The organism is uncultured Ilumatobacter sp. (assembly GCF_963980585.1).
GTDB lineage: Bacteria > Actinomycetota > Acidimicrobiia > Acidimicrobiales > Ilumatobacteraceae > Ilumatobacter_A.
Genome location: NZ_CAXCAM010000007.1, coordinates 1 through 26,589, shown reverse-complemented (window position 1 = coordinate 26,589; position 26,589 = coordinate 1). Strand labels below are relative to the sequence as shown.

At 63.2% G+C, this 26,589-nt stretch carries 30 protein-coding genes; 25 read left to right on the top strand and 5 right to left on the bottom strand.

Annotated features, from left to right (window positions below; translation table 11 throughout):
* The first annotated feature begins 9 nt into the window (after positions 1-9).
* Positions 10-1,740 (top strand): hypothetical protein, encoded by a 1,731-nt coding sequence (locus ACH2DW_RS03820; RefSeq protein WP_394928387.1) that lies wholly within the window; start codon positions 10-12, stop codon positions 1,738-1,740.
* Here the strand turns inward: ACH2DW_RS03820 and ACH2DW_RS03815 are convergent, their stop codons facing one another.
* Both ACH2DW_RS03815 and ACH2DW_RS03810 read right to left on the bottom strand, forming a co-directional pair.
* Positions 1,741-3,189 (bottom strand): plastocyanin/azurin family copper-binding protein, encoded by a 1,449-nt coding sequence (locus ACH2DW_RS03815; RefSeq protein WP_394928386.1) that lies wholly within the window; start codon positions 3,187-3,189, stop codon positions 1,741-1,743.
* 83 nt (positions 3,190-3,272) lie between these two features.
* Positions 3,273-3,887 carry a class I SAM-dependent methyltransferase gene (locus tag ACH2DW_RS03810; RefSeq protein ID WP_394928385.1) on the bottom strand — a complete coding sequence of 205 codons (615 nt, stop codon included), beginning with the start codon at positions 3,885-3,887 and terminating at the stop codon, positions 3,273-3,275.
* A gap of 19 nt (positions 3,888-3,906) precedes the next feature.
* On the opposite strand from ACH2DW_RS03810, the gene def reads away from it, so the two are divergent.
* From def to ACH2DW_RS03775, 7 genes are all read left to right on the top strand, one after another.
* A complete protein-coding gene (def, locus tag ACH2DW_RS03805) occupies positions 3,907-4,449 on the top strand; it encodes a peptide deformylase (RefSeq protein ID WP_394928384.1) in 543 nt (180 codons plus the stop codon).
* 13 nt (positions 4,450-4,462) lie between these two features.
* Positions 4,463-5,296, top strand: a complete 834-nt coding sequence (locus ACH2DW_RS03800) for a methionyl-tRNA formyltransferase (protein WP_394928383.1) — start codon at positions 4,463-4,465, stop codon at positions 5,294-5,296.
* Entirely contained in the window at positions 5,293-6,543 is a 1,251-nt protein-coding gene (locus tag ACH2DW_RS03795) for a transcription antitermination factor NusB (protein ID WP_394928382.1), read from the top strand. Before ACH2DW_RS03800 ends, ACH2DW_RS03795 begins: the two co-directional genes overlap by 4 nt.
* Positions 6,540-7,031: a molybdenum cofactor biosynthesis protein B gene (locus tag ACH2DW_RS03790; protein ID WP_394928381.1), complete on the top strand. Its 492-nt coding sequence runs from the start codon at positions 6,540-6,542 to the stop codon at positions 7,029-7,031. The genes ACH2DW_RS03795 and ACH2DW_RS03790 overlap by 4 nt, the downstream gene beginning before the upstream one ends.
* A 119-nt stretch (positions 7,032-7,150) precedes the next feature.
* On the top strand, positions 7,151-8,023 hold the full coding sequence (gene hisG, locus ACH2DW_RS03785; protein WP_394928380.1) for an ATP phosphoribosyltransferase: 873 nt from the start codon (positions 7,151-7,153) through the stop codon (positions 8,021-8,023).
* Positions 8,020-8,223, top strand: coding sequence for a cold shock domain-containing protein (locus ACH2DW_RS03780; protein WP_394928379.1), 204 nt, complete (start codon positions 8,020-8,022; stop codon positions 8,221-8,223). Before hisG ends, ACH2DW_RS03780 begins: the two co-directional genes overlap by 4 nt.
* Positions 8,224-8,245: 22 nt before the next feature.
* Positions 8,246-8,563 (top strand): MGMT family protein, encoded by a 318-nt coding sequence (locus tag ACH2DW_RS03775; RefSeq protein ID WP_394928378.1) that lies wholly within the window; start codon positions 8,246-8,248, stop codon positions 8,561-8,563.
* A gap of 60 nt (positions 8,564-8,623) precedes the next feature.
* Here ACH2DW_RS03775 and ACH2DW_RS03770 read toward each other — a convergent pair whose 3' ends face one another.
* Positions 8,624-9,043, bottom strand: a complete 420-nt coding sequence (locus ACH2DW_RS03770) for a hypothetical protein (protein WP_394928377.1) — start codon at positions 9,041-9,043, stop codon at positions 8,624-8,626.
* A 192-nt stretch (positions 9,044-9,235) separates the two neighbouring features.
* On the opposite strand from ACH2DW_RS03770, the gene infC reads away from it, so the two are divergent.
* The 8 genes from infC to ACH2DW_RS03730 all read left to right on the top strand — a co-directional run bounded on the left by infC (position 9,236) and on the right by ACH2DW_RS03730 (position 15,804).
* The gene (gene infC, locus ACH2DW_RS03765) at positions 9,236-10,051 is read left to right on the top strand and encodes a translation initiation factor IF-3 (protein ID WP_394928376.1); all 816 of its coding nucleotides are present in this window, start codon (positions 9,236-9,238) and stop codon (positions 10,049-10,051) included.
* A 10-nt stretch (positions 10,052-10,061) separates the two neighbouring features.
* Positions 10,062-10,259 carry a 50S ribosomal protein L35 gene (gene rpmI / locus ACH2DW_RS03760; protein WP_394928375.1) on the top strand — a complete coding sequence of 66 codons (198 nt, stop codon included), beginning with the start codon at positions 10,062-10,064 and terminating at the stop codon, positions 10,257-10,259.
* A 16-nt stretch (positions 10,260-10,275) separates the two neighbouring features.
* Positions 10,276-10,629, top strand: coding sequence for a 50S ribosomal protein L20 (gene rplT, locus ACH2DW_RS03755; RefSeq protein WP_394928374.1), 354 nt, complete (start codon positions 10,276-10,278; stop codon positions 10,627-10,629).
* A gap of 19 nt (positions 10,630-10,648) precedes the next feature.
* Positions 10,649-11,425, top strand: coding sequence for a TrmH family RNA methyltransferase (locus tag ACH2DW_RS03750; protein WP_394928373.1), 777 nt, complete (start codon positions 10,649-10,651; stop codon positions 11,423-11,425).
* Positions 11,426-11,444: 19 nt separating this feature from the next.
* The gene (locus ACH2DW_RS03745; RefSeq protein WP_394928372.1) at positions 11,445-11,780 is read left to right on the top strand and encodes a glyoxalase superfamily protein; all 336 of its coding nucleotides are present in this window, start codon (positions 11,445-11,447) and stop codon (positions 11,778-11,780) included.
* Between the two features lie 231 nt (positions 11,781-12,011).
* Positions 12,012-13,025, top strand: a complete 1,014-nt coding sequence (gene pheS, locus ACH2DW_RS03740; protein WP_394928371.1) for a phenylalanine--tRNA ligase subunit alpha — start codon at positions 12,012-12,014, stop codon at positions 13,023-13,025.
* A gap of 15 nt (positions 13,026-13,040) precedes the next feature.
* Positions 13,041-15,407 (top strand): phenylalanine--tRNA ligase subunit beta, encoded by a 2,367-nt coding sequence (gene pheT / locus ACH2DW_RS03735; RefSeq protein ID WP_394928370.1) that lies wholly within the window; start codon positions 13,041-13,043, stop codon positions 15,405-15,407.
* Between the two features lie 4 nt (positions 15,408-15,411).
* Positions 15,412-15,804 (top strand): ACT domain-containing protein, encoded by a 393-nt coding sequence (locus tag ACH2DW_RS03730; protein WP_394928369.1) that lies wholly within the window; start codon positions 15,412-15,414, stop codon positions 15,802-15,804.
* Between the two features lie 2 nt (positions 15,805-15,806).
* Here ACH2DW_RS03730 and ACH2DW_RS03725 read toward each other — a convergent pair whose 3' ends face one another.
* Positions 15,807-16,454 (bottom strand): YqgE/AlgH family protein, encoded by a 648-nt coding sequence (locus ACH2DW_RS03725; protein ID WP_394928368.1) that lies wholly within the window; start codon positions 16,452-16,454, stop codon positions 15,807-15,809.
* Between the two features lie 23 nt (positions 16,455-16,477).
* On the opposite strand from ACH2DW_RS03725, the gene argC reads away from it, so the two are divergent.
* From argC to ACH2DW_RS03685, 8 genes are all read left to right on the top strand, one after another.
* A complete protein-coding gene (gene argC, locus ACH2DW_RS03720; RefSeq protein WP_394928367.1) occupies positions 16,478-17,500 on the top strand; it encodes an N-acetyl-gamma-glutamyl-phosphate reductase in 1,023 nt (340 codons plus the stop codon).
* A complete protein-coding gene (gene argB, locus ACH2DW_RS03715; protein ID WP_394928366.1) occupies positions 17,497-18,399 on the top strand; it encodes an acetylglutamate kinase in 903 nt (300 codons plus the stop codon). Before argC ends, argB begins: the two co-directional genes overlap by 4 nt.
* Positions 18,396-19,601 carry an aspartate aminotransferase family protein gene (locus tag ACH2DW_RS03710; protein WP_394928365.1) on the top strand — a complete coding sequence of 402 codons (1,206 nt, stop codon included), beginning with the start codon at positions 18,396-18,398 and terminating at the stop codon, positions 19,599-19,601. The genes argB and ACH2DW_RS03710 overlap by 4 nt, the downstream gene beginning before the upstream one ends.
* Positions 19,598-20,503 (top strand): ornithine carbamoyltransferase, encoded by a 906-nt coding sequence (gene argF / locus ACH2DW_RS03705; RefSeq protein WP_394928364.1) that lies wholly within the window; start codon positions 19,598-19,600, stop codon positions 20,501-20,503. Before ACH2DW_RS03710 ends, argF begins: the two co-directional genes overlap by 4 nt.
* The gene (argR, locus tag ACH2DW_RS03700; RefSeq protein ID WP_394928363.1) at positions 20,500-20,964 is read left to right on the top strand and encodes an arginine repressor; all 465 of its coding nucleotides are present in this window, start codon (positions 20,500-20,502) and stop codon (positions 20,962-20,964) included. The genes argF and argR overlap by 4 nt, the downstream gene beginning before the upstream one ends.
* Before the next feature lie 32 nt (positions 20,965-20,996).
* Positions 20,997-22,448 carry an argininosuccinate lyase gene (gene argH / locus ACH2DW_RS03695; RefSeq protein WP_394928362.1) on the top strand — a complete coding sequence of 484 codons (1,452 nt, stop codon included), beginning with the start codon at positions 20,997-20,999 and terminating at the stop codon, positions 22,446-22,448.
* Positions 22,449-23,060 carry a DNA-3-methyladenine glycosylase gene (locus ACH2DW_RS03690; RefSeq protein ID WP_394928361.1) on the top strand — a complete coding sequence of 204 codons (612 nt, stop codon included), beginning with the start codon at positions 22,449-22,451 and terminating at the stop codon, positions 23,058-23,060.
* Positions 23,061-23,173: 113 nt separating this feature from the next.
* Positions 23,174-24,082, top strand: coding sequence for an SDR family NAD(P)-dependent oxidoreductase (locus ACH2DW_RS03685; protein WP_394928360.1), 909 nt, complete (start codon positions 23,174-23,176; stop codon positions 24,080-24,082).
* Between the two features lie 21 nt (positions 24,083-24,103).
* Here ACH2DW_RS03685 and ACH2DW_RS03680 read toward each other — a convergent pair whose 3' ends face one another.
* A complete protein-coding gene (locus ACH2DW_RS03680; protein WP_394928359.1) occupies positions 24,104-25,189 on the bottom strand; it encodes a DUF2332 domain-containing protein in 1,086 nt (361 codons plus the stop codon).
* 26 nt (positions 25,190-25,215) lie between these two features.
* Between ACH2DW_RS03680 and tyrS the strand changes: the two genes are divergently transcribed.
* Positions 25,216-26,493 carry a tyrosine--tRNA ligase gene (gene tyrS / locus ACH2DW_RS03675; RefSeq protein WP_394928358.1) on the top strand — a complete coding sequence of 426 codons (1,278 nt, stop codon included), beginning with the start codon at positions 25,216-25,218 and terminating at the stop codon, positions 26,491-26,493.
* Positions 26,494-26,589: the final 96 nt, after the last annotated feature.

Below are 26,589 nucleotides of genomic sequence, written 5' to 3'. Positions count from 1 at the left end.
CGGCACCACATGATTGTTCGGGTCGCTCGGGTTCTCCCGAACGTCACCGGGCTCGACAAGAGCTTTGACTACCTCATTCCCGAGGAACTTGCGCCCAGGGTCCAAGTCGGCACCATCGTGCGCGTCGAACTCCATGGGCGCCGCATCGGTGGTTGGGTCACAAAGATGCTCGATGACGGTGAGGCCGCCGTTGGCGCCGATGCCTTGAAGCCGATTGCCAAGGTGACCGGCCACGGCCCTGACGCGTCGTTGATTGACCTCGCCGACTGGGCCGCCGTCCGGTGGGCAGCTCGGCGCCCGCGGCCCTTCATCGTTGCCGCGTCACCACAGCGGGCGATCACCTCGTTGCCTTCTCAACGTCGGTCGACGTCGGAGCTAGGGGCGACATCGCCTGCCGCTGCTGAGATACTCCAGTCGGGGGGCGGGGTGCTGCGGCTGCCGCCGCGGAGCGACGTGTTGCCGGCGCTGCGCTCAGCAATTGCATGTGGTCCCACCCTGGCAGTGACGCCGACAATTGTCGATGCCCACTCGTTTGCATTGCGACTTCGTCGCGAGGGGGTGTCCGTTGCGCTCATGCCAGATGACTGGGCGTCGGCGGTGGGCGGCGTCGATCTGGTGATTGGGCCGCGATCGGCGGCGTGGGCGCCCTGCCCGGACATGGCGGCTGCGGTCGTCCTCGATGAACACGACGAGGCACTCCAAGAGGAACGCTCGCCCACCTGGCACGCACGTGACGTCATTGTTGAACGATGCCGACGCCTGGGTGTTCCCCATCTCGTGGTCTCGCCGGCTCCGACACTGACGGCGATCGAGACGGCCGCCGGCGACGGCGGAGTGGTGCACCCACCGTTCACGCGCGAGCGTTTGGCGTGGCCGACGATCACGGTCGTGGACCGGACCGACGAGGAGCCGTGGAAGAAGTCACTGGTGACTTCGGCGTTGATCGATCGAATCCGCAACCCCGACCTCACTGTCGTCTGCGTGAGCAATATCACGGGTCGAGCCAGGCTCATGGCCTGTCGAGCATGTCAGTCATTGATCCGCTGCGAGCGATGTGATGCAGCCGTCGGTCAATCGAGTGACCTCCGGTTGGACTGCGCTCGTTGCGGAGCGACGCGGCCCGCGGTGTGCCAGGAATGCGGCGCCACCAACTTTGCGAACCTCCGGCCTGGAATCAGCCGCTTGCGCGAGGAACTCGAGGGGGCTGCGGCTCGACCGGTCGTTGAAGTCAGCGGTACCGACACCGAGGCGGTGGCCTCGGCCGGTGTCTACGTCGGGACCGAGGCGGTGTTGTACCGCGTGGCCAACGCTGATGTTGTGGCCTTCCTCGAATTCGACTCCGAGATGCTCGCCCCTCGGTTCCGTGCTGCAGAACAGGCGATGTCGTTGCTGATTCGGGCGGGTCGCCTGGCCCCCGAGGTATTGGTCCAGACCTTTTCTCCTGACCACGAGGTGATTCGGGCCGCGGCCGAAGGCAATCCCGACATCGTCGTTCGCAGCGAGCGCGAACGACGGGTCATGCTTGGTCTGCCTCCGTTCGGCGCGCTCGCCCGAGTTGTCGGGACCGGGGCTGCTGAGCTCGTCGGCCAACTTGGCCAGGGGGTACAGGTCGGTGGAGACGAGGCAACAGGCTTCGTACTTCGAGCCGACGACTGGACCACCCTCGGCACCGAACTCAATGTCGCCGAACGCCCCAAGGGCAGCCGTCTGCGCGTGGAGGTCGACCCGCCCCGCCTCTGATCACCCTGTCACTTCGATCTGTCCGATCATCCAGGGGTGCGGGGTGCAGTAGTAGTCAAATGTGCCGGGTGTGTCGAAGGTGTGCGCGTAGGTCTCACCGGTCTGAACCTCACCGGAGTCGAATTCTCCGTTCGGCGTGACGGTCGTACCGTTGCTGCCCCCGGATGTGATCGTGTGGAACACCGAGTCTTCGTTGATCCACGTCACCGTGGTGCCGACCGCAACGGACATTGCCTGCGGCGAGTACGCGGTGTCTGCGTTTGCCGGGTCGTAGGCGCCAGCCGGAATGAGGACCGTGTTCGGGTCTCCGGCTCCGGCCGGTGCCGCAGGCTCGTTGTCGGCGGCAGCGGAGAGACCATCGTCGCCGACTGTCAGAATCGCGTTGTCGTCGCCGGTGACAACAACCAGGCCGATGCACCCCTTGTAGAAGGTCCGCACGAGTGCGTGGTCGACGAGAATGATCGTGCTCGGGACATGCCCGACAAGTTCGGTCACCGTTCCGCCGCCGGCGACGACCAGCGTTGATTGCGAGCCCCGGATCACGCGGTTGACCGGGTGCGTCGCTGCCTCGGGGTAGACCACGTCCCAGTGGGACCCGATCGGGTGGAAGTTGGCATCGAGATTCAAACCTTCGTTCACCATGTAGAACCGCGAGCGCTCGCCGACCTGCATCTGAAGTGAGTTGTCGTCGACCAGTGCGTCGGTGCGTCCGTTGAACGTCACGTAGGTCGGGTGCTCAAGTTCGAGGCGATCGCGATCGAACTCGGCCACGCCGTCCTCGTTCGGTTCGCCCAAGTACCACTCCGACTGCATGATCGCCCACTCGTGATCGACGTCAGGAAGCGGTGTTTCAGGGTCGACGATGAACATGCCGTACATCCCGTGTGTGATGTGTTCGGGCACGTCACCGAATGCGCAGTGATACATGAACGCCCCGGGGTACAACAGACGGGCGTTGATCGTTGCGGACTCGCCGGGGGCCACAGTCGTACCTGCGGCGCCGCCGCCGCCGATGCGAAAGCCCCACATCAGGGTGGACACGTTGTTGGCGGGGTCGACGACACACTCGCCCTCAATAACGTCAATGTCGAACTCGACGATGCGTTGGTCGCTGCGTCGTGCGCGCTCGGGGACCAGCGGCGCGTAGGCCATCCGCTCCTCGGATTTGTCCGCGGTCGAGAGGTCGGCAAGGCGTGTCAGGGCGGGGATGATCGAATCAGAACGGTCATCAAAGGTGGGAGCCACCGCTTGGGTGACCTGGACTGTCTCGACGGCACCGGCGGACGCGTCGACAGGGTGGTCCTCATCGAAAAATGCGGTGCCCGGGCCGTCGGGCCCGTCAGCATCGCAGGCGGCGAGGCCGACCACAGCGGCACCGCCTCCAAGCGTGGCGAGGAACCGACGCCGTCCAACCGGAGGATGTTGCGTGCCGGTCGCGTGCTGGGTCATGTTGTCGCTTCTCTCAGTTGTCGTAGCTCCCATGTGACGTTGAAATTGGCGGGACAGGCAGGGCCGAAAGTCCCGCGTCGGCGTCACAGGGCGCGCGGGGCGACAGCGAGGAGACGGAAGCCGGTCTTCGAGGCGGTCCGCTGGGTGGGGAAGCCTTCGAGCTGCAACCAACGTTGCAGCGAGTCAGCACCGAGGTGTTTTTGGACGACCAGGCACGCGGTTCCTCCCTCGTCGAGGCGGGCCAGCCACTCCAGGAGAAGTGCGCGCATCGCGGGTTTGCCGATACGGACCGGCGGATTCGACCAGATCGTCGCGAACCGGATCTCCGGAGGAACGTCACCGGGTGCTGCCACTTGCATGTTGGTGATGCCATTGCGTCGCGCATTGCGCAGACACAGCTCGCGGGCCCGAGAATTGACGTCAACGGCCCAGACCGTGGCGTGTGGCGATCGCAGCGCCATCGCCAAGGCGATTGGTCCGGCGCCAGCGCCGAGGTCAAGCAGATGTCCCGTCGAAGCGAGTGGCAAGTCGGCGCGGAGGAGCAGATTGGTCCCCGAGTCGACGTGACCGCGGCTGAAGACACCGCGATCGGTTTCCATCACGAACGCGGTGTCGGGGAGCATGACGTCGATCACCACCGGGGCAGACGCCACGGTGGGGTCGTCATCGAAGTAATGAGCGTCGTCAACCGGGTCCACGCGTCGTAGCCTGGCAGGAATGTCGTACAAGATCAGGACATACGGCGATCCCGTGTTGAAGACCAAGGCGGCCGCGGTCGACAATATCGACGGCAAGGTCATCCGCCTTGTCGACGAGATGTTCGACACGCTCATCGACTCCGGCAACGGCTTGGCGCTCGCGGCCCCGCAAATTGGCGTGCAGAAGCAGGTGGTGGTCTGGGATCTGGGCGATGAGCCACTGGCGATCGTCAACCCTGAAGTCGTCGAGTCCGACGGCGAATGGGTCTTCGACGAAGGCTGCCTGTCGATTCCGGGGTTGTACGTCGAAATGCTTCGGCCAAAGAAGGTGCTGGTTCGTGGCGTCAGTCTCGACGGCGAGATCATCGAGATCGAAGCCGACGAGTTGGAAGCGCGCATGTTTCAACACGAGATCGACCACCTCCACGGTGTGTTGATGTTCGATCGCCTTGAGGGCGACCAGCGCAAAGAAGCGATGCGCGAGTACCGGCGAATTGAAGAACAAGCCGCTGAGGGCGCGACCGAGCGCCAACCGCTCCGCAGGCGTCTGGGTCTCTCCTGATCAGGCCAGTTCAATGAAGCTCGTCTACCTCGGCACACCCGAGATGGCGGTGCCACCCCTTCAGGCCTTGCACGCAGCTGGCCACGAGATCGTGCTCGTCGTCACACGTGTCGACAAGAAGCGGGGGAGAGGCGGAGCGCTGTCACCGAGCCCGGTCAAGGCCGCCGCCATTGAATTGGGCCTCCCTGTCTCGCACGATCCGGATGACGTCATCCTGGCCGTCGAGCGTGACGGTGCAGAGCTGGGGGTCGTTGTTGCCTACGGCCGGATGATCAGGCCGCATATCCTTGGGGTCATTCCGATGGTCAACGCGCACTTCTCGCTGTTGCCGCGATGGCGCGGAGCGGCACCTGTCGAGCGAGCGCTCCTCGCAGGCGACAGCGAGACCGGCGTGTGCATCATGGCCCTCGAAGAAGGTCTCGACACCGGCGGAGTGTACAACTGCGTCACGACGCCGATCACCGACGACACAACCGCCGCGGAGCTGCGCGTTCGGCTGGTTGACATCGCAGCAGACCTGCTCGTGCGGACGCTGAACACACCGCTCGCCGAGTGGATCGATACGGCCGAGCCGCAACACGGCGAGACGCTGTACGCCGCGAAGTTCGCGAAGCCGGACTTCGAAATCGACTGGGCGCAGCCTGCCGAGCACGTTCACCGGCTGATTCGAGTCGGGGGAGCGTGGACCACGTTCCGCGACAAGCGCTTGAAGATCCATGCGGCCGACCTCGTGGATGGCGTACTCGTTCCGACATCAGTGCAACCGGAAGGCAAGGGCCCTATGGACTTCGCAGCATGGCGCAACGGCGCGCAACCAACTGCCAACGAATTGTTCGGAACGCTGTGAGCGACTGGACCGCGCCGTCGGGGCCTCCCGTCGATGACACGAAACCGTTGAATCGCAAGCAGCGTCGCGCCGCACTCCAGAACTCGGACTGGAACGACAAAGGCCGGACCGATCCGCGTGCACACACCGAGAAGCGCGAGACAGCTCGCCAACTGGCCTTTGATGTGCTGCAGCGCATCGAGAACGACGGGGCGTACGCCAACCTCGTGCTCGGTCCGACGCTGGCGGCATCCAATCTGTCTGATCAAGATCGGCGCTTTGCCACCGAGCTCGTCTACGGCTCGACCCGAATGCGGCGTGCCTGCGATGCGATCATCGACCGGTTTGTCAGCCAGCCTCCTGACGATGCGACCCGCTCGCTCCTTCGGCTCGGTGCGTATCAGCTCGCGTATGCGGGGGTGCCGGCGCACGCCGCGGTCAGCGAGACCGTGGAACTCGCGCCGGGTAAGACCCGTGGCTTCGTCAATGCTGTGCTGCGCCGCGTTGCCGACTCGCCGATCGAGTCGATGACGTGGCCTTCTGACGCATCGCGGCTGAGCTACCCCAACTGGCTGGCCGATCGGCTGGTGACCGAACTCGGTGACGAAGCAATTTCTGCGATGGAGCGGATGAACGAGCCGCCCCCGGTGACAGCGCGTGCCGATGGCTACGTGCAGGACCGATCGTCGCAGTGGGTTTCGGCGTCGGTCGACGCTGGCCCCGACGAGCGCGTTCTCGACGTGTGTGCAGCTCCGGGCGGGAAGGCGACAGCGATTGCCAACGACGGTGCGCTCGTCATCGCGGCAGACATGCGTCACCGCCGTGTGCAGCTCGTCCGCGAGAACGCCATCAAGCTCGACCTCGAGCTCCCGGTGGTCACCGCCGACGGGACTGCGCCGCCATTCCGCCCGGCCTCATTCGACGCGGTGCTCCTCGATGCACCGTGCTCGGGACTTGGCGCGCTGCGTCGTCGTCCAGATGCTCGTTGGCGTATCGAAGCCAGCGACATCACCGAATTGGCCGTGCTGCAGCGTGGGCTGCTCGCTGCGGCCGCGACGCTGGTCAAGCCAGGTGGCCGACTCATCTACAGCGTGTGCACGGTGACGGCTGAGGAGTCGATCGATCATCCGACCCCTGCAGGATTCGAAGTCGATCCCAGTGAACCTGCAGTCGGCACGTGGCGGCGTTTCGGGCACGGGTGGCGGGTGTTGCCGCACGATGCAGACACTGACGGAATGGTGCTGATTCGCTACCGTCGGGTCACATGAGTGCATCGATGGCGGCTGACCGGCAACAGGCGAAGGTGCTGACCTGCAGTGATGGAGTCATCCACGGCACGCGCGATGACAAGAGCGGCGCAGCTCTCGCCGCTCATCTCGTGGTGGCAGGGTTTGACGTAGTCGAGCAGCGGGTCACCGCTGATGGCACGGACAACGTCGCTGCGGCGTTGACGGAACTGACCGATGGTTTCGCCGGACTCGTGGTCTCGACAGGCGGCACGGGTTTTGCTCCACGGGACCAGACACCGGAAGGCACGCGTGCGGTCATCGAACGCGAAGCTCCCGGTCTCGCCGAGGCCATGCGCCTGTGCAACCCGCTCGGTCGGCTCTCGCGTGGGGTTGCCGGTATCCGGGGCAACGCGATCATCGTGAACACCCCGGGCAGTACCAAGGGCTGTGTCGAACAACTCGACGCGATCCTCGACGTGCTGCCGCATGCGCTTCGGTTGTTGCACGACACGGACAACTCACACTGACCACAAACCCAGTGACATCAGGTTGGGAGCAGGCGTCACTCTGAGTTGCGTCGAGGCCGGGAGCAGGCGTCACTGAAACTCGCAGGTCGTCAGCGGCGGAGTCTCGATACCCTCACGGCGTGCTCAATGTCGTTCTCCCCAAGGGTTCACTCGAAAAGGCAACGCTCGAATTGTTCGACGCTGCCGACCTGCCTGTGAACCGTTCCTCATCGGTCGACTATCAAGCGACGATCGACGATCCCCGAATCGCGTCGGTCCGGATCTTGCGTCCCCAGGAGATTCCGACGTACGTCGCCGAAGGGCTCTTCGATATTGGTATCACCGGTCGCGACTGGGTCGAGGAGACGGGCAGCGTTGTCGAGAGCCTCGGAGAACTGAAGTACTCCAAGAACACCTCGAAGCCAATTCGGATGGTGGTCGCAGTGGCGGGCGATTCGGCGGCAGAGTCGGTGACGGACCTCCCGAACGGCGTGCGTGTCCAGACGGAATACCTCGGTATCACGAAGAAGTTCTTCGAGCAGCAGGGTGTCGAGGCCAACATTCGACTTTCCTATGGCGCCACCGAGGCCAAGATTCCTGACATTGCCGACTGTGTTGTCGAGATCACCGAAACCGGTCGAGCCCTTCGTGCTGCCGGTCTCAAGGTGATCGACACGATTCTCACGAGCTATACCGAAGTCGTGGCAAATCCGGTCGCGTTCGCCGATCCGGAGAAGCGCAAGGCAATGGAGCAGGTGATGACCCTGCTCAACGGCGTTCTTGATGCCAGGGGCAAGGTGCTCCTGAAGCTGAACGTCGATGAGGATCATCGCGATGCGGTACTTGCCGTCCTGCCGTCGATGAAGTCGCCCACGGTGTCACCACTGTCCGGTGGAGGGTACGCAGTCGAATCAGTCATCGAGAAGCGCACGGTCAACCTGGTGATCCCGGCGTTGCGTGAGGCAGGAGCCACCGACTTGCTCGAGATGTCGATTTCCAAGATCGTGCCGTGACCACCACCTCGACGGGGACGGTCACGGCCTTTGACGAATCGGTCGGCCTGGGAACCATCACGTCCGAGGACGGCTCCGAACACCCATTCCACTGCATCGAGATCTCAGACGGGAGCCGGTCGATTGCCGTCGGCACGGCCGTCTCGTTCGACCTCCTCGCCAAATTTGGCCGTTACGAAGCCGCTCGCATCCGGTCCTGAATTCGGCTGCTTGGGTATTCAGATGGTTGACGACGCATCGCTCCGCGCTGAGCGAGAGCGTCGGATTCTCGAGGTGCTGCTGTCGCTGAACGAAGGCGAAGTGACCACTTACGGCGATGTCGCTGACGTCGCTGGGTATCCGAAGATGTCTCGTCTTGTCGGTCGTATCGTCGGCCACACTGACGTCGACGTTCCGTGGTGGCGCGTTGTCAACGCCTCGGGTCATCTGAGGTCAAGTAATCCTCAGCTTCAGGCCGACATCCTTGCCGAGGAGGACGTGATCGTGCGCAATTCACGCGTGGTCGACGCCCCGCTCGGCCGCTTCGCCCGTCACCCCTGACCGAAATGTGAGGGGAAATCGTCGCTCAACGCCCATTTTCCATCATTTTTCGGGCGGGGTTCAGCTGTTGGAGGGCTGCTCGGCACCTTTGATCTGCACGAAGGCGAGGCGGATGTTGTTGAGTGCATCGCGCATCGTGGGCGCTTCTTCGCCGAGGCGGTCGCCGAGACCGTCGACGAGGCAGGCAACGGCATCTATGGCCAGTACGGACTGTTCGAGGTCAGGGGGAGTGGCCGACAGGTGGATGGCGGCCAACTCGTACAGGCCCATGACGTGGTTCGTCACCACGACTTCGGCAGGAACGTCTGCGAGACGTGATCGAGCGTCTTCCATCGCCCGCTGTGCTTCTTGCATGGCATCGATGGACTCTTGATCGAGCTCGGGCTCGGCGCCGAAACCGGCGAGGCCTTCATTGATATCTGCGAATTCAGCAGTGTGGTCGGAGTCGGAATCTGGCGTTGGAGCACTTTCGTCAGTCACGTGCGGTAGCCTACCGAGCAACAATTGAGGCGAAGTGGGGGAAACTCCCACCTGGCCACGACCGCGAGTTCCCGAGAACAACGGAAACTTCAACCGTGCGTCCAGGTCCCGGCTGAGACCAGCCACGTGCACGGCACGACATCGAGAGATGTCCGTGGCGTGTTTGTGTTGGCCGCTCCGTGACATTTCGCGTTGAGCGCCATCACATTCAAAACATGGGGAGGCCCATTTGTACAGGAGAGCAGTCTCATAGCACCTCGAAACGAACAACGCGGCGACCAGCATCGCATCAACGACCGCATCCGATCACGCGAAGTCCGACTCATCGGACCCACAGGTGACCAACTCGGAATCAAAGCGGTTCCCGAAGCGCTGCGAATGGCCCGTGGCTTTGATCTCGATCTCGTGGAGGTCGCACCTGGTGCGAATCCCCCCGTTTGTCGGATCATGGACTACGGAAAGTTCAAGTACGAGGAGGGCCAAAAGGCCAAAGAGGCTCGTAAAAAATCGACCAACGTCACGGTGAAAGAAGTGAAGTACCGGCCGAAAATCGGCAGGGGCGACTTCGACACCAAGACACGCAACGTCATCAGATTCATCGACGAAGGCCACAAGGTCAAGATCACGCTGCAATTCCGCGGCCGTGAGATGGCCCACCCGGAGCTCGGTTCGAAGATTCTCGATGATGTGCTTGAGTCAGTGGGGCCGGCCGCCAAAGTCGACACCCAAGCTCGATTCGAGGGCCGCAGCATGACCATGGTGCTGTCCCCGGACAAACAAGCCCAAGAAGCAATGAAGAAGGCAGCCGCCGAGGCTGCCAAAGAAGCAGAGGCCGCAAGCGCAGCCGCTGAGACTGAGACACCAACCGACACCGAAGCGTCGACTGAGCCTGTGGCAACCGCCCCGGTTGAGGAAGCCGTCGAGGTCGAAGAGGTCGCCGAAGTCGAAGCAGCCGAAGCAGCCGAAGCAGCCGACACGGCCACCGCCGAGTCGGAAACAACTGAATAAGGAGCGTTCGATGCCCAAGATGAAGACATCGAAGACCGCCGCGAAGCGGTTCAAGAAGACTGGCACCGGAAAGCTGCGCCATGAGCAGCAGAACAACCAGCACAAGTTCGAGGGCAAGTCGTCCTCGCGCAAGCATCGCCTCGACCGCGATGCCGACGTTCACAAGGGCGATGCCCGCAAGATCAAGCGCCTCCTGGCTGAGCGCTGAGTAGAAGGAAAAGACAATGGCACGAGTGAAACGTGGCGTCGCGTCCAAGAAGCGGCACAAGAAGGTACTGAAGCAGGCCAAGGGCTACTACGGCAATAAGAGCCGTTCGTTCCGGGCCGCAAACGAGCAGGTCATGCGGTCGGGCAATTACGCCTTCCGCGACCGGCGTGCGCGCAAGGGCGAAATGCGTCGCCTGTGGATCCAGCGGATCAACGCTGGCACCCGCCAGCACGACATGAGCTACAGCCGGTTCATCGCCGGTATGAACGCCGCTGGCATCGAAGTCGACCGCAAGATCCTCGCGGAGCTCGCGGTCACCGAGCCCGCAGCGTTCGCCAAACTGGTCGAAAGCGCGAAGGCAGCTCTCTGACCAGTAGTTTCCAGAGCACATGAGCGCTCTGGACTACAAAAACTCACGAGTTCAAGATCTGCGACGCCTCCTGGGGCGTCGCAGTTCGCGTTACGACGAAGGTGTGTTCGTCGTCGAGGGCCCTGTTCTCGTCGCTGAAGCAGTACGCGCTGGTTGGCGCGTCGACGCGCAGTTCGTGCCCGAGGGCAGCGATGCAGCAATCGACGGCGCTGGTTCGGTGTACGAGCTTCGATCAGGCGTGCTGGAGCGAGTTGCCTCCACCGCGGCTCCACAGCCGCCGATTGCCATCGTGGGAATGCCCGAGGTTGGCGACGTGCACGAACGGCTGCTCGCAGCGTCCTTGGTCGTCGCGCTTGACCGGGTGAGCGACCCGGGCAACCTCGGCACGATTCTACGGTCGGCTGAAGCCGCTGGCGCTGACCTGGTTGTGCTGACGCCTGGCGGCGTCGACCCCTACAACTCGAAAGTCGTCCGCTCGTCGGCCGGGGCGTTGTTCAACGTGCCGGTGGTCGTTGCCGAGCTTGACGAGTTGCGAACTGCAGGCCTCCGGCTGATCGGCTCAAGCAGTCACGACACTGACGGCCGAACCGTGCACCCGCATACCGACATCGACCTCACCGGACGCGTCGCCATCGTGATGGGGAACGAAGCGGCGGGCCTTCCCGACGAATGGGACGACGCCGCCGGGCCGATCCGCGAGTGGGTCACCATTCCGCATCACGGCCGTACGGAGTCACTCAACGTCGCCATGGCCACCACGGTCTTGGCGTTCGAGGCTGCCCGCCAACGTTCCTGACTCTCGTAACGTGGTCGAGATGGCGACACGGGTGGTTCCGATTCTCCCGACTCAGGATGCTGCCGCTGCAGTCCAGTGGTACCGGCACTACGGGTTCGAGGTGGTGTTCGAACATCGATTCGAGCCGCACCTGCCTGCTTATGTCGGAATCAAGCGTGGCGACGCCGAGATCCACCTGTCGGAGCACACCGGCGACATCGCCACACCCGGGCTGCTCTACATCTGGGTCGATGCCGTCGAGCCGCTTGCCGCGCTGTCGGGCGCAACCATCGACGAGATGCCGTGGGCGCGGGACTTCGAGATCGCTGATCCCGACGGAAACCGATTGCGGTTCGCCGAGCCCGTCGCTGGATGATTCGACGGTCTGCAGCTGACCGCTCCGACCAGATCGCTGGCTCACTCAGAGAACTGATCGACTGATCGAGCAGTCTGACGGGCTATCCTGCCCCTCGTGAATCTGCAGTCGCAGCGATTTCTGTTCCCCGGGTGACCGGGGGACGTGCCCAGCGCTCAATTGCTCCTGCCCACGTTTTGCCGTTCGTCCGGGGACTGACGCGTCTCATCCGGATGACCTGAAAGGACTCTCGTGATCACTGACATCATCGCTGCGAAAGACGCAGCACTTGCCGACATTGAGGCAGCCGCCTCCCTGGAAGACATCGTTGCCCTGACGACCAGGTACGCCGGCAAGAAGGGCGAACTCGCTGCGCTGAAGAAGCAGTTAGGCAGCCTCGATTCAATCGAGCAGAAGAAGGCGGCAGGCGCTGCCGTCAACGACGCGATGTCGGCGGTCGATGTGGCCCTCGACGCCCGGCGCGCCGTTCTCTCTGCTGCGGCCCTGGCAGAGCAGGTCGAAAACGAACGACTCGATCTCACTGAATTCATGGGAGCGCCGACTCGCGGCCACGCTCACCTCGCTACCCAGGCCTGGGAGCGGTTGGAAGACGTCTTCGTCGGCTTGGGGTTCCGTGTGGCGGAAGGCCCCGAAGTCGAGACTGACTGGCACAATTTTGAAGCGCTCAACATGCCGATTGGCCACCCGGCGCGCGGAGAGTGGGACACGTTGTTTGTCGACCACGTGCCGCCAGGAGGCGAACCGGGTTCCACGGTTTTGCGTACGCACACGTCGCCGGTGCAGATTCGCACGATGCTGGATGAAGAACCGCCGATCTACATCGTGGCGCCGGGGCGGGTGTTTCGTCGCGATACGCCGGACGCCACACACATGCCGGTGTTCCATCAGATCGAGGGTCTGGTCATTGATCGCAACATCACGATGGCTGACCTTGCCGGCACGATTGACGCCTTCACGAAGGCCTACTTCGGGCCGGGGTTCAACTCTCGCCTGCGGCCGAGCTACTTCCCGTTCACTGAACCATCGGCCGAGTTCGACATCCAACGACCAGATGGCAGCTGGATCGAGTTGGGCGGTTCGGGCATGGTGCACCCGAACGTCCTACGCGCCGGTGGCCTCGACCCTGAGGAGTGGAGCGGATTTGCCTTTGGATTCGGTATCGACCGCATGGCGATCATGCGCCATGGCGTGGCGGACATCCGCGAGATGTTCGCCGATGACATCCGATTCCTCGAGCAGTTCTAAAGGAGCGCAGTTCTGATGAAGATCCTTCTTTCATGGCTCAACGAATACGGCGACTTCGCCGATCCGACCGACAGCGCAGCGGTCGCGCGCGTCGCTGACGCAATCACCGCGCTCGGACTCGAAGTGGAGTCGGTCGAGGTGATCGGCGAAACGGTCGAGGGCGTCGTGACGGCCAAGATCAATCGTCTCGAGTCGCACCCCGATGCGGCCAAGGTGCAACGCGTCCACGTCACTACTGGTGCCGGCGACGAGCTGCACGTCTGGTGCGGGGCTGACAACATCTCCGAAGGCGACATCGTTCCGCTCGCCACACTCGGCACGACCATGCCGAACGGGATGACCATCGAGCGACGCGGCATCCTGGGCATCGACTCGGAAGGAATGCTCTGCAGCGCCACCGAACTGGGCCTCGGCGACGACCACTCCGGCATCCGCTTGCTCGATCCCGACACACCGCTTGGTCTGCCATACGGCGAGGCACTTGGGCTCAGCCTCGATGTGCTGATCGATGCTGACGTGACCCGCAACCGTCCGGACTGCTGGGGCTACGTCGGGATCGCCCGCGACCTCGCTGCCAAGATGGGCGTCGAGTTCCGCCCGCCGGTACCTGCCTTCGAAGTCGCCGGCGAAGCGCGTACGACGCCGGTCGAGATCGTCGATGGCGATCGCTGCGCCCGTTTCACCTCGACGGTGATCTCGGGCGTCGAAGTGAAGCCGTCACCGGACTGGATGGCCAATCGTCTCACCGCAGCTGGCATGCGCCCGATCAGCAACGTCGTGGATGTGAGCAACTACGTGATGCTCGAGCTGAACCAGCCGAACCATGCCTATGACCTTGACACCCTCGGTGGTGGCGGGTTCCGTATCCGGCTTGCCAACGACGGCGAGTTGCTGACCACGCTTGACGGGGATGCTCGTACGTTCACTGCGGAGGACCTTTTCATCTGTGATGCCGACGACACGCCGATCGGCGTTGGTGGAATCATGGGTGGCCTCGATTCTGAAATCAGCGATGCAACCACGACGGTCGCCCTCGAGATGGCCTGGTTCAGCCTCGTTGGCATTGGCCAGACCGTGACCCGCACCAATTTGCGTTCCGAAGCGTCGTCTCGTTTCGAACGCGGCGTTGATCCGCACGGCATGCCAAACGCCGTGCTCCGTTTCGCCGAACTCCTGTCTGAGACATGCCCGGACCTCGTCGTGCACGCCGGGGGAGCAGACGCCCGAAGCGACTTCCTGCCCGCCGCCGAGCGGTCGGTCGACGTGCGAGTCGGCGCCGTGAACCGTCTCCTTGGCACCGATTTCATCGCTGATGATCTTTCTGCGTTACTCGACCCGATCGGCTACACGGTGTCGGGCGTGGGGGACACTCGCAGTGTCGTGCTGCCTACCTGGCGGCTCGACTCCACCGATGAAGTCGACGTCATCGAAGAAGTTGCACGCCACCATGGCTACGAAAAGCTTGGCAAGTCTGTGCCGAAGTCCACCGTCCACGGCGGCCTGACGCCGCACCAACAGCGCCGGCGGCTGGTGCGCGAAGTACTGCTTGGTCTCGGTATTTCCGAAGCCATGCCGAACCCCTTTCTGGCCCCTGGCACGCTGGCCAAAGCGGGGTTGCCTCCCGAGGCGATCTCCATCACCAACCCGCTGGTGATGGAAGAGAGCGTGCTGCGCACGTCACTGCGTCCCGGCCTGCTGGAGGCGCTCGCATTCAACGAGTCCCATCGTCGCACCGGTGTGCGGTTGTACGAGATCGGCCACGTGTATCCGCCCAGTGACGGGGAACTGCCCGCCGAATACGAAGCGCTGACGGTGGTGCTCGCCGGCGAGGAAGCGCCCGCCGCTGTGGCGGTGTGGCGCGAGCTCGTCAACACACTCGGTGCTGGAGCTCGAGTTGATCAGAGCCGAGTGCCCGCAGGGCTCCATCCCACGCGTACCGCGACGCTGCAGGCAGGCAAGGAGCCACTTGGTGCGGTCGGCGAAGTTGCGCCTGATGTGCTTGCGGCGTTTGATGTCCACGAGCGAGTGGCAATTCTCGAGCTGGATCTCGACCAGTTGCTGGGTCGCGAGCCAAAGCCGACGCAGTGGAAGGCGACGAGCCGCCAGCCATCGAGCGACCTCGATCTTGCATTTACGTTGCCGAACGACATTCCCGCGGAAAAGCTCGACAAGGCGATCCGGCAGGGTGCAGGAAAGCTCCTCGTCGACATGTCACTGTTCGACGTGTATCGGGGGACCGGCGTTGCGGACGGCAGCCGTTCGCTTGCGTACCGCCTCCGTCTCCAAGCAATTGATCGCAATCTGACTGATGCTGACATCGCCGACGTGCGACGAGGGGTTGAGACAGCGACAATCAAGCTGGGCGCCGAGCTGCGAAGCTGACGGGATGACATCTCCGGGAGAGACTGATCTCGACAAGATGCTGGCGACGTTGCGTGTCGAGCGGCGTCCGGGTGTCTTCACCTATGCCACTGTGCGTACGCCGGCACCGGAATTGCTCGCTGCAGCCCATGGGGTGGTCACCGAAGGTGACCTCACCACTCTGGTCCTGCCCGTCGAGGCCGCCGAGCGAGCAGGCCTGCCGGTTGAGCTGGAGATGGCGTGGCTCTCGCTCACGGTCCAGTCAAGTCTTGAAGCGGTGGGGTTGACTGCGGCGTTCTCCGCCACGCTCGGCAAAGCCGGTATCCCGTGCAACGTGCTGGCTGGCTTCCATCACGATCACATTCTCGTGCCGGTTGATCGAGCGCAGCAGGCCATCGACGTGCTGACGGTCCGCTGATCTCAGTTCATGCTGAGATCATCGGGGGCATTGGCCAGCCAGGCCAGGCGACCGGGTTGGCGCCGCAGCACTTCGCGCCAGAGCTCGTCAGGAGCATTGGTGAACACGTCGCTGGTTTGTGCATCGAGTACGAGCCAGGCGCCAGCATCGATTTCGCCTTCGAGTTGACCGGGGCCCCACCCCGCATAGCCGCGGAAGACTCGGACTTCGTTGACCGAGGCGGCCACGATCGCTGGATCAGCGGTGAGGTCGGCGGAGGCGATGACTCCCACGATTGGTGTGAGCGCTTCGTCGTCGATATCGGGATCTTTGGCCGCAGCGAGCGCGATCAGCGCCGTCGATTCAACAGGTCCACCCTCGAACACTGAGCTGGGGGCCGTCTGGAGGTCGATCCACCGGTCGAGCGGTTCGTCGAGAGCCTCGTCGCTGGAACGATTGATGACAACGCCGACTGCGCCTTCGTCATGGTGCTCGAGCACATAGATGACCGTGCGGTCGAAGTTCGGGTCCTCCAGTGGCGGGGCGGCGAGGAGAAGTCGACCCTTGGTGACGGGTGCGCTCGGAAACACGGGAACAGTCTGCCGGATCTGGTGACTCGAAACTCGCCATGGCAGCTCAGCTGCGGTGACTCGTGTTCGTTGTATGATCATGCAGTTGACTGTATGATCATACAATGACGAAGATCAACGTCGGTATCATCGGTGCATCGGGGTTCACCGGCGCTGAACTGCTCCGCATCGCGGCACAGCATCCCCACTTCGACGTGCGCCTCGCCACAGGTGACTCGATGGCAGGCCGCCGAGCTGCTGATGTGTACCCCTCGCTCGAACTGGGTTACCCGAACTTGGTGTTCGAACAGTTTGATCCGGCGTCGCTCGATGGTCTCGACCTCGTGATTCTGGGCCTGCCCCACGCAGCATCGATGGACCTTGCTCCGCAGATCGTGGGCAAGGTCGGATGTGTCGTCGACCTCTCGGCGGCATACCGGCTCCAGGACACCACGCAGTACCCCGAGTTCTACGGATTCGAGCACACCCAACCCGAGATGCTTGGCGACGCGGTGTACGGCCTCCCCGAGTTCCACCGAATCGACTTGCAAGGCGCACAGCTCATCGCCACACCTGGCTGCCACGTCACGGCCGCGGCGCTGGCGCTGAAGCCGCTGGTTGATGCCGGACTGATCGCCACGGCCGGAATCGCTGTGAACTCGCTCACCGGGATCACCGGTGCGGGCCGCGCAGCGAGCGACGTGAACATGTTCACCAGCATCGATTCGAACACGCGGGCGTACGGCCTGCTCACTCATCGCCACACCCCCGAGATCGAGCAGGAGATCGGGGCGCAGGTGTTGTTCACGCCACACCACGTCCCCATGAGCCGAGGCATCCTGGCCACGTGCACTGCGCCGGCCACCGCCGCAGCGTCGGCGGACACGGTGATGGACGTGATGCGCGAGTTCTACGCTGACGAACCGTTTGTTGCAGTGATCGATGGCGCGCCGCAGACCAAGTCGGTGATGGGGTCGAATGCCGCACACGTCTCGGCGCGGTTCGACGAGCGGACCGGCATGGTCCTTGCGATGTGTGCCATCGACAACCTCACGAAGGGCGCATCCGGCGGCGCAGTTCAAGCGGCCAACGTGGCGTTGGGGCTCGACGAGGGCGCTGGCCTGACCACCGTCGGAGTTGCACCGTGAGCCCGATCATCGACGAGGCCGGACTACGCGCCTCCACATTGGTCGAGGCACTGCCCTACATCCGCCGCTTCGCCGGCAAAACGATTGTCGTGAAGTACGGCGGGAATGCGTTGGCGGGCACCGAGGGCCACGATCCGCTGACGTTGTTTGCCGAGGACATCGTGCTGATGCGGCTGGTCGGGATGCGTCCCGTCGTGGTGCATGGCGGTGGCCCGCAGATCACCGCCCTGATGGAACGGCTGGGAAAGAAGTCCGAGTTTGTCAATGGGCTCCGGGTCACGGATGCCGAGACCGTCGAAATTGCCCGCATGGTGCTCAAAGGACAGGTCAACCCGCAGCTCGTCGCCGCCATCAACGTGCACGGCAACTACGCGGTCGGTGTCAGTGGCGTCGATGGCGGCCTCATTCGGGCCGAAGCACGCGACCCCGAGCTGGGTTTCGTCGGCGATGTCACGGAAATCAACCCCGAGGTCATCAACGGGCTCTTGGACGACGAGTTCATTCCGGTCATCGCCACGATCGGCAGCGACGAGACCGGCCAGGCGTACAACATCAACGCTGACACCGCTGCCGGAGCGATCGCCGAGGCGCTTGGTGCCGAGAAGCTGATCTATCTCACCGACATCGAAGGATTGCGCCGCGACGTTGCCGACGCGGCCACGTTGATTCGGCGGACGACTGCTGACCAGCTCGACGCATTGGTTGCCGACGGCATCATCGCAGGCGGGATGATCCCCAAGATCGACAGTTGCACGCATGCTGTGCGCAACGGCGTCAATGGGGGCCACATTCTCGACGGTCGAGTTGCGCATGTGCTGCTGCTCGAGCTGTTCACCGACGACGGCATTGGCACGATGATTGAAAACACCGGGACCGAACAGACAGGAACAAGGTCATGAGCCACGATTTCGACACCCCGGGAGCGCAGAGTTGCCCGTTCATGCCGGTGTTCGGTCCGCCTTCGATCATGTTCGAGCGGGGAAGTGGCACCGAGCTGTGGGACTCGAACGGCAAGCGCTACCTCGACTTTCTGGCTGGTATCGCCGTGACATCGCTCGGTCACAGCCACCCTGCAATCGCGCAGGCAATCAGTGACCAGTCGACACGGTTGCTGCATGTGTCGAACTTCTTTGCCAACCCGGTGGCAACAGAGGCCGCGGTCAAGATCAACCGCCTGCTGTTTGACGCGACGGGCCAACACGGGCAGATCTTCTTCACTAACTCGGGCGCCGAGTCCAACGAGTGTGCGTTGAAGCTCGCGCGCAAGCATGGCGGCCGAGGGCGGCACACCGTCGTGAGCGCGCTCGGCAGTTTTCACGGCCGTACCTTGGCGTCGTTGGCAGCAACGGGGCAACCGACGAAACACGAGCCGTTCTTCCCGATGCCCGACGGGTTCAAGCACGTCGCGTGGGGAGACCTCGACGCGATGCGCGCAGCGGTCGATGGTTCGGTTGCTGCCGTGCTGATCGAGTCGGTGCAAGGCGAGGGTGGTGTCAATCCGGCCACGACCGAGTACCTGCGAGGTATCCGCGAACTCTGCAACGAGACCGGTGCGTTGATGATGGTCGATGAGATTCAGACCGGATTTGCCCGCACTGGTAGATGGTTTGGGTTCGAGCATGCAGGTGTGAGCCCGGATGTGGTCACTCTGGCCAAGGCAATGGGCAATGGGATGCCCGTCGGTGCTTGCTGGGCGCGTGCCGATGTCGCTGCTGTCTTCGAGCCCGGTGACCATGGCAGCACGTACTCTGGGACTGCCATTGCCACGGCAGCGGTCAACGCCACGATCGACGAGATGCTCCGCATCGATGCACCAGCGCTAGCCGTTGCCACCGGCGCGAAGCTGGTGACTGCGCTCCTCGAACTTGACGGCGTCGTCGGTGTCCGTGGGCATGGACTGATGCTCGGAGTCGAACTTGCTGATGGAATCGATGCGCGAGTCGCCTACGCGGACCTCCTCGAAGCCGGACTCATCGTGAACGCCGTCAATCCCACCACCATTCGTCTCATCCCACCGCTGAACATCAGCGATGCGGAGGTGGCCGAGGCCGTGGCGATGATCGGATCCGCGCTCAACGAACAGATCGCAGCTGGCTCATGACCCGCCACCTCATCGACATCGCGGACTTCAGTGCCGCGGAAGTCACAGCGATACTTGATCTCGCCGAGGTCCCGCTGGCCGACTTGCCTCGGCCGCTCACGGGCCAAGGCGTCGCGCTGATCTTTGAAAAGCCGTCGGCTCGGACTCGGCACTCGATGGAAATGGCGGTCGTCCAGCTCGGTGGCCACCCGGTGTTCACACGCGGCGAAGAAGTCGGATTCGACACCCGCGAGCCAGTAGAAGACGTGGCGCGGATCATGGAAGGATTCCACGCGTTGATCGCCGCCCGCGTGTACGACCACTCGACCATCACCCGGCTCGCCGCCGTCGCGACGGTGCCCGTTGTCAACATGCTCAGCGATCATTCCCATCCGTTGCAGGCCTTCGCCGATGCGCTGACGATGCGTCAGCACCTCGGTGACCTCGCAGGCCAAACGGTGGCGTACGTCGGTGATTACAACAACGTCGCTCGATCGCTGGCTGAAATCTCAGCCCGACTGGGGATGCACATCCGCCTCGCTTGCCCGCTCGGCTTCGAAGCCGACGACGCTGAGATTGACCGCATCCTCTTGCTCGGCGCCGCCTCAGTTGAACAGGGCAACCGACCTATCGAGATGGTTGTCGGGGCTCACGCGGTGCACACCGATACTTGGGTGTCGATGGGCGAAGAAGAGGACAAAGAAGCCAAGCGACAGAAGTTCGACGGCTTCACCGTGGACGACGCCATGATGGATGCTGCCGGTCCCGCATCGATCTTCATGCATTGCCTGCCGGCCTACCGCGGCTTCGAGGTCACAGCATCGGTCATCGACGGTCCTCGCTCAGTCGTCTTTCAGCAGGGGCACAACCGGATGCACGCCGCACGGGGCGCGCTTGCGTTCTTGATGGGGGTCGAGACATGACCAGCAAGGTGCAGCGTCAAACCCTCATTGTGCGACTCGTCGGCGATCATGAGGTCACGAGCCAACCCGATCTGATCGACCTGTTGGCGGCTGAAGGCATCGACGCCACGCAGGCAACGGTGTCGCGCGACCTCGATGACATCGGCGCGGTCAAGGTACGTGTCCCCGGGGGAAACACGGTGTACGCCATTCCAGAATTTGCGCCTGACCGGATTGCACCAGTTGACCAGCTCCGGCGCGTGATGGGGGAGTGGGTCGCCGAAGTGGCGGTCTCCGGCAACATTGTGGTGTTACGTACCCCGCCCGGGTGTGCTCACGTCGTGGCCTCAGCGCTCGACCGCAGCCGGCCCGACGGTCTGCTCGGCACCGTGGCTGGTGACGACACGCTGATGTGCATCTCGGTCAACGCCGATGGCACAGATCTCTGCAACGACTTGAAAGACTTCGCTGGACTCGACTGAGTCGACGGCGAACGGCGGACTGAAAGGCCTCCATGGATCTCGATGACAAGAATGAATTCGCGCGCGACGCACACTTGCCGGAACAGGCCAAGACGTTGTGGCACGGTCGCTTTACCGGTGGCCCGTCAGAGTCGCTGCTGGCCTACACCGTCAGCCTTCCGTACGACCAGCGAATGTGGCGCGACGACATCGCCGGTTCCAAGGGCCACGTTCGGGGACTTGCCCGCGTCGGATTGCTGACCGAGGACGAGCGCAACGCGATCCTCGGCGCACTCGACCAAGTCGCTGACGAGATGGAGGGCAGCGGGTTCCATTTTGTCGATAGCGACGAGGACATCCACACCGCCATCGAACGCCGAGTCACCGAGATTGCCGGTGCAGCAGGCGGCAAGCTCCACACCGCCCGGAGCCGAAACGACCAGGTGGCCACCGCCTTCCGACTCTGGTGCAAGCGCGAACTGAAAGACGTCGCCATCCGCCTCATCGAGATGCAGGAAGCCTTGCTCGACCAAGCGCTTGAGGCAGGCGACGCGTACCTGCCCGGCTACACCCACCTGCAACGCGCCCAACCAGTGTTGCTCTCGCACCATCTGATGGCACACGGATGGGCGCTCGGCCGTGATGTCAGCCGGCTCGTCGACACATTGCATCGCCTCGACGTGTCACCACTCGGCGCCGGCGCGCTCGCCGGATCGTCGCTCCCGATCGACCCTGTCGGCAACGCCGCAGACCTCGGTTTTGCCAAGGCATTCGACAACAGCCTCGATGCAGTGAGTGACCGGGATTTCGTGGCCGAGGCCGTGTTCAACCTTGCGCTGATCGGCATCCACCTCTCCCGCATCGGAGAGGAGTGGGTGCTCTGGACCTCAGGCGAGTTCGGCTTTGCTCGGCTCGACGACGGGTATGCAACCGGCTCGTCGATGTTGCCCCAGAAGAAGAACCCCGACATCGCGGAACTGGCCCGCGGCAAGAGCGGTCGTCTGATCGGCAATCTGACTGGTTTGTTGGCCACGCTCAAGGGGCTGCCGATGGCGTACAACCGCGACCTCCAGGAAGACAAGGAGCCGCTGTTCGACTCGGTCGAGCAAGTCACGCTCGCGGTCGCCGCATTGACCGGCATGATTGCCACGGCAACATTCAACACCGACGCAATGGCAGCAGCCGCCGATGAGGAGACCATGGCCGCGACCGACCTCGCTGAGTTTCTCGTGCGTGACGGTATGCCGTTCCGAGAAGCGCACGCTGTCGTCGGTGCACATGTGCAGGCTTGTCTCGCCGGCAAGGGTCGCTTGGCCGACCTCGTCGCAGCTGACCCAGTGCTCGGGCCAGACGCAGCAGCACTGGTCCGTCCGGGCGTGGGTGTTCAGATGCGGACTTCGCGTGGGGCTGCCGGGCCTGCGGCGCGAGACGAGCAGGTGGCGTCGTATCGCACCATGCTCGCCGATGAGATCACCGCAATCCGAGACCTCGCCTCGGTCGACTGAGTGCCTGGCCTGGCGCAACCGATCGACCGAGCGTGGTTCGAGCGTGACGCGCCTGAGGTTGCTCCGGACCTGCTGGGGAAATGCCTGGTCGTTGATGTCGCCGGAATCATGTGCAGCGGTCGGATCATTGAGGTCGAGGCCTATATGCCCGATGATCCGGCGAGCCATACGTTCAACGGAGAAACGTCGCGCAACACGGTGATGTTCGGCCCGGCCGGGCATCTCTACGTCTACCTCAGCTACGGCATCCACCAGTGCGCCAACGTCGTGACAGGTCCGCTCGGGAGCGGACAAGCGGTCTTAATCCGTGCCGTCGAGCCCACCGAAGGTATTGATGCGATGCGTCGACGGCGTGTGGGACGCCCCGATGCCGACTTGGCCAATGGTCCGGGCAAGCTCTGTCAGGCGTTGGGCATTGGGGCCCATCACGACGGAGCAGACCTGTTCGACGGACCCGTTGCCATTGTCGACGACGGACAACCACCGCCGCTCGTGCCCCGCAGCGGACCACGCGTTGGCATTACCAAGGGCATCGAAACTCCGTGGCGGTTTCGCGTTCCGGTCGTGCCGGCCAACGAGGTCGGTACTGCGACCCTTCGCCCTTCATCCTGAGCAGGAGCCGCGACTGTCACGGTGATTGACGCCGGTGTGCCGAAGCACAGGGCGAGCATGGTGGAGCACGGCCATCTCTTCGCCGCGACTTCGTCGGCAGTAGCTTCGCGCTGATGAAGAGCTTTGCAGGCAAGATCGCAGTCGTCACGGGTGGCGGCACTGGCATGGGCCGAGAGCTGGTGGTCCAACTGGCTGCCGCTGGCGCCCACGTGTCGATGTGTGATCTCTCCGACGAGCGGATGCAGGAAACCGCGACGCTGGCTCGCGCCGCCGCGCCGGCTTCCGATATTCGGATCTCGACCCACGTCTGCGACGTGAGCGACGAGGCTGCGATGCTCGTCTTCCGTGATGCTGTGCTTGCGGATCACGACACCGAGCACATCAACTTGTTGTTCAACAATGCGGGTCTGAGTGGCGGTGGAAGCCTGGTGACGGACACGCGAGAGAGCTGGGACCGGTGCTTCGATATTTGTTTCAACGGTGTGCGCTGGGGTGTTCTCGCGTTCTTGGACGCACTGATTGCGTCCGATGAGGGGCACATCGTCAATACCTCCAGCGTGAATGGCTTTTGGGCCTCGATCGGTCCCGACCGGCCGCACACGGCGTACTCCGCGGCAAAGTTCGCCGTGAAGGGCTTCACCGAAGCGTTGATCACCGACATGGCGGTCAACGCGCCACATGTGCTGGTCTCGGTCGTGATGCCTGGGCACATCGGCACGTCGATTGTTCAGAATTCGATGAACTTCGGAGCCCGCAACCTGAACGACGAAGAACGTGAACTGATGGCGGTCGCTGATCAGATGTTCCACGACAACGCCCCAATGACCGCAGCCGAGGCAGCCACGGTCATCCTCACTGACGTCCTCGCCGAACGCTGGCGGATTCTTGTCGGTGACGATGCCTACGCCCTCGACCGCGCAGTTCGAGCAGACCCCGAAGCTGCGTACGACAACTCGATGAACGAGATCTTGTTCGCCGAACTCAATGAGGCGCGTGAACACCTTGAAGAGCTGTTCGACTGAACAGCGAAGCGACTCACCGGTTCACTGCCAATGCATCCAGAATCCGTGTGGATGGCAGTGGGCGAGATGGCGGACGGTGCGGATGCCGTCACGCCACGTGGTGAGGAGGAGTTGGGTTTGCCAGTTCTCGGCGATCTCGTGGGGCCACGGTAGCCCAGCGGTGAGAGCCGGCGCCTCGGCAGCGATCCACGACAGGTCGCCTGCGGCACCGATGTGTTCGAGTTCGTCCAGGAATGTGTCGCGTTCACGGTCGTGCAGATAGTTGAGAACCCACGAGTTGGTGACCACCGGGTGGCCGAGCGGGCGGATGCGCTCGATGGCCTCGGACATTTCAGCCACGAGATCGCCCTTCACGATGCGGGGAGGGTCGATTCTGGCCAGTTCGATGGCGGCGCGGAGACGACGAAAACGTTCCGGTTGGTCCGGCCAGACACAAGCCTCGAGCCAACGTGCCTGCCTGTCGTTGGTGACATCAATTGGACTCGCGTCGATACCGAGCCGTCCGGCGATCGTCGGGAGTACGGCAGGGATCGGCACGGCGCCGCGAGTGGAGGCAGTCAGGGTGACGGTCGAATCAGCGCCCACGGTCGATGCCGGTGACCCGTCGTCGGGCTCGTATCGATACGCGAACTGGTCGAGCAAGAGGTTCAACCCGCCGCTCGCACCGACATCAATCATCGTCACGGCCCCAACCTCTTGGGCAATCATGCCGAGCGGTGGCAGGAACAGCAGCGAACGGCCGACTTCATTCGTCTGGGTTGACCGGGTCGACACCAGCTGCTTGATCTCGTCGAGGTGATCGCGGACGAACGCTGAGAGCGTCGGCATCAACTCGTCATCATCTGGCAAGCGCGGCACAGACCGGAGATTTGGATACCAGTCGGCGAGTGGGTGGGTCGGCTCTGCAATCAGCAGCGAGTGAATGCTTGCGAACAGAAGTACCGGAAGTCGTTGGGTCGGCGGGGCGTCGAGGAGTAACCGGTGCAGGCCCGGATCCGCTGCGATGCCGGCCGAAAGAGCTGCGTAGAGCGGGGCCCGCGGGAGCGAGGTGACCGCGGACTCAGCAAACCGTCGCTCGAGTTCCAATTCGTCACTCGGGTCGTCCATGCGGCGAGAGTAACCTTGATCCGGATATGACTCTCGTGAACGGCGACCTGATCGCAGACCTCGAAGCCCGCAACCTCATCCACGATTCGACTGACCGTGAATACTTGCGGGCCCAGGTCGCCGAGGGGCCGACCGGTGTCTACTACGGGTGCGACCCGACGGCGGACAGTCTCCACGTGGGCAACCTCATCGGTTTGGTGGTGCTGCGTCGATTTCAAGATGCCGGCCACCGGGCGATCGCGTTGGCCGGTGGTGCCACGGGCATGGTCGGTGATCCAGGCGGACGATCCGAAGAGCGCAATCTGCTCGACGAGGAGACCTTGACGTACAACGTCGCCAAGATCAAGGAGCAGCTGGGCCGCATCGTCGATCTGACCGATGAGCAGCGCGGCACGCTGGTCGACAATCGCGATTGGACGCATTCGATCACGATCCTCGAGTTTCTCCGTGACGTGGGAAAACACGTCACGGTCAATCAGATGCTGGCTCGCGAAAGCATCAAAGTCCGGATCAATTCCGAGCACGGCATCTCGTTCACGGAGTTCAGCTACATGCTGCTGCAGGCCAACGACTACCTGTGGCTCCACGACCATCTCGGGTGCACGATTCAGATCGGTGGTTCAGACCAGTGGGGCAACATTATTTCTGGCGTCGACCTCATTCGGCGCAAACGTCAGGCTCACGTGCATGCCTTCTCCTGGCCGCTGCTCACCGCCGCTGACGGAACCAAGCTCGGTAAGACGACGGGCGCGCGCGTGTGGCTGGATCCGGCCAAAACCAGCCCGTACCAGTTCCGCCAGCATTGGATGCAGACTGCAGACGACGATGTCGAGGCGCAGCTCCTCACCTTCTCGCTTCGGCCGGTCGACGAGATTCGAGCCGTTGCCGCTCGCCACGCCGAGGCACCGCAGCGACGCCTTGGTCAGAAGACGTTGGCCGACGACATGGTCACACTCGTCCATGGAGCTGCAGCGGCAACTGCAGCGAACGAGGCGGCCGATCTGCTGTTCAGCAAGGATCCGACCGGTGCGTCCGAGGTCGCGTTTGCGACCCTCGCCGGCGAGATCCCGCACAGCCGGATGCGCGCCAGCGAACTGGATGACACCGTTGGGGTCTTGGTGGCCACGGAGCTCGCACAATCCAATGGTGACGCGCGTCGCACGCTGGCTCAACATGCGGTCTACGCCAATGGGGTGCAGCTCGGTGAAAAAGACCAGCTCAGCGACCAGAAACTGCTCCATGGGAGGTACCTGTTGCTGCGGAAAGGCAAGAAGTCTCACCACCTCGTCGAAATAGATCGTTGAGGCAGGTTGTGCCAGGTCCTCGTTGCGTATAGCTTAGTTTCTCGCTCCACGGAGGCATTTGCTTCTGGAAGAGTGTGGCACCAACGGTCTGGTTTG

What these genes read in the sequence shown, in the direction of transcription:
- argF (WP_394928364.1), top strand. Translation starts at nt 19,598, where the DNA reads ATGACCCGCCACCTCATCGACATCGCGGACTTCAGTGCCGCGGAAGTC.
- ACH2DW_RS03790 (WP_394928381.1), top strand. Translation starts at nt 6,540, where the DNA reads ATGAGTGCATCGATGGCGGCTGACCGGCAACAGGCGAAGGTGCTGACC.
- tyrS (WP_394928358.1), top strand. Translation starts at nt 25,216, where the DNA reads ATGACTCTCGTGAACGGCGACCTGATCGCAGACCTCGAAGCCCGCAAC.
- ACH2DW_RS03800 (WP_394928383.1), top strand. Translation starts at nt 4,463, where the DNA reads ATGAAGCTCGTCTACCTCGGCACACCCGAGATGGCGGTGCCACCCCTT.
- rplT (WP_394928374.1), top strand. Translation starts at nt 10,276, where the DNA reads ATGGCACGAGTGAAACGTGGCGTCGCGTCCAAGAAGCGGCACAAGAAG.
- argC (WP_394928367.1), top strand. Translation starts at nt 16,478, where the DNA reads ATGACGAAGATCAACGTCGGTATCATCGGTGCATCGGGGTTCACCGGC.
- ACH2DW_RS03725 (WP_394928368.1), bottom strand. Translation starts at nt 16,454, where the DNA reads ATGATCATACAACGAACACGAGTCACCGCAGCTGAGCTGCCATGGCGA.
- ACH2DW_RS03750 (WP_394928373.1), top strand. Translation starts at nt 10,649, where the DNA reads ATGAGCGCTCTGGACTACAAAAACTCACGAGTTCAAGATCTGCGACGC.
- pheT (WP_394928370.1), top strand. Translation starts at nt 13,041, where the DNA reads ATGAAGATCCTTCTTTCATGGCTCAACGAATACGGCGACTTCGCCGAT.
- ACH2DW_RS03685 (WP_394928360.1), top strand. Translation starts at nt 23,174, where the DNA reads ATGAAGAGCTTTGCAGGCAAGATCGCAGTCGTCACGGGTGGCGGCACT.
- def (WP_394928384.1), top strand. Translation starts at nt 3,907, where the DNA reads ATGTCGTACAAGATCAGGACATACGGCGATCCCGTGTTGAAGACCAAG.
- rpmI (WP_394928375.1), top strand. Translation starts at nt 10,062, where the DNA reads ATGCCCAAGATGAAGACATCGAAGACCGCCGCGAAGCGGTTCAAGAAG.
- ACH2DW_RS03815 (WP_394928386.1), bottom strand. Translation starts at nt 3,189, where the DNA reads ATGACCCAGCACGCGACCGGCACGCAACATCCTCCGGTTGGACGGCGT.
- ACH2DW_RS03820 (WP_394928387.1), top strand. Translation starts at nt 10, where the DNA reads ATGATTGTTCGGGTCGCTCGGGTTCTCCCGAACGTCACCGGGCTCGAC.
- ACH2DW_RS03730 (WP_394928369.1), top strand. Translation starts at nt 15,412, where the DNA reads ATGACATCTCCGGGAGAGACTGATCTCGACAAGATGCTGGCGACGTTG.
- ACH2DW_RS03680 (WP_394928359.1), bottom strand. Translation starts at nt 25,189, where the DNA reads ATGGACGACCCGAGTGACGAATTGGAACTCGAGCGACGGTTTGCTGAG.
- argH (WP_394928362.1), top strand. Translation starts at nt 20,997, where the DNA reads ATGGATCTCGATGACAAGAATGAATTCGCGCGCGACGCACACTTGCCG.
- ACH2DW_RS03745 (WP_394928372.1), top strand. Translation starts at nt 11,445, where the DNA reads ATGGCGACACGGGTGGTTCCGATTCTCCCGACTCAGGATGCTGCCGCT.
- ACH2DW_RS03775 (WP_394928378.1), top strand. Translation starts at nt 8,246, where the DNA reads ATGGTTGACGACGCATCGCTCCGCGCTGAGCGAGAGCGTCGGATTCTC.
- ACH2DW_RS03710 (WP_394928365.1), top strand. Translation starts at nt 18,396, where the DNA reads ATGAGCCACGATTTCGACACCCCGGGAGCGCAGAGTTGCCCGTTCATG.
- argR (WP_394928363.1), top strand. Translation starts at nt 20,500, where the DNA reads ATGACCAGCAAGGTGCAGCGTCAAACCCTCATTGTGCGACTCGTCGGC.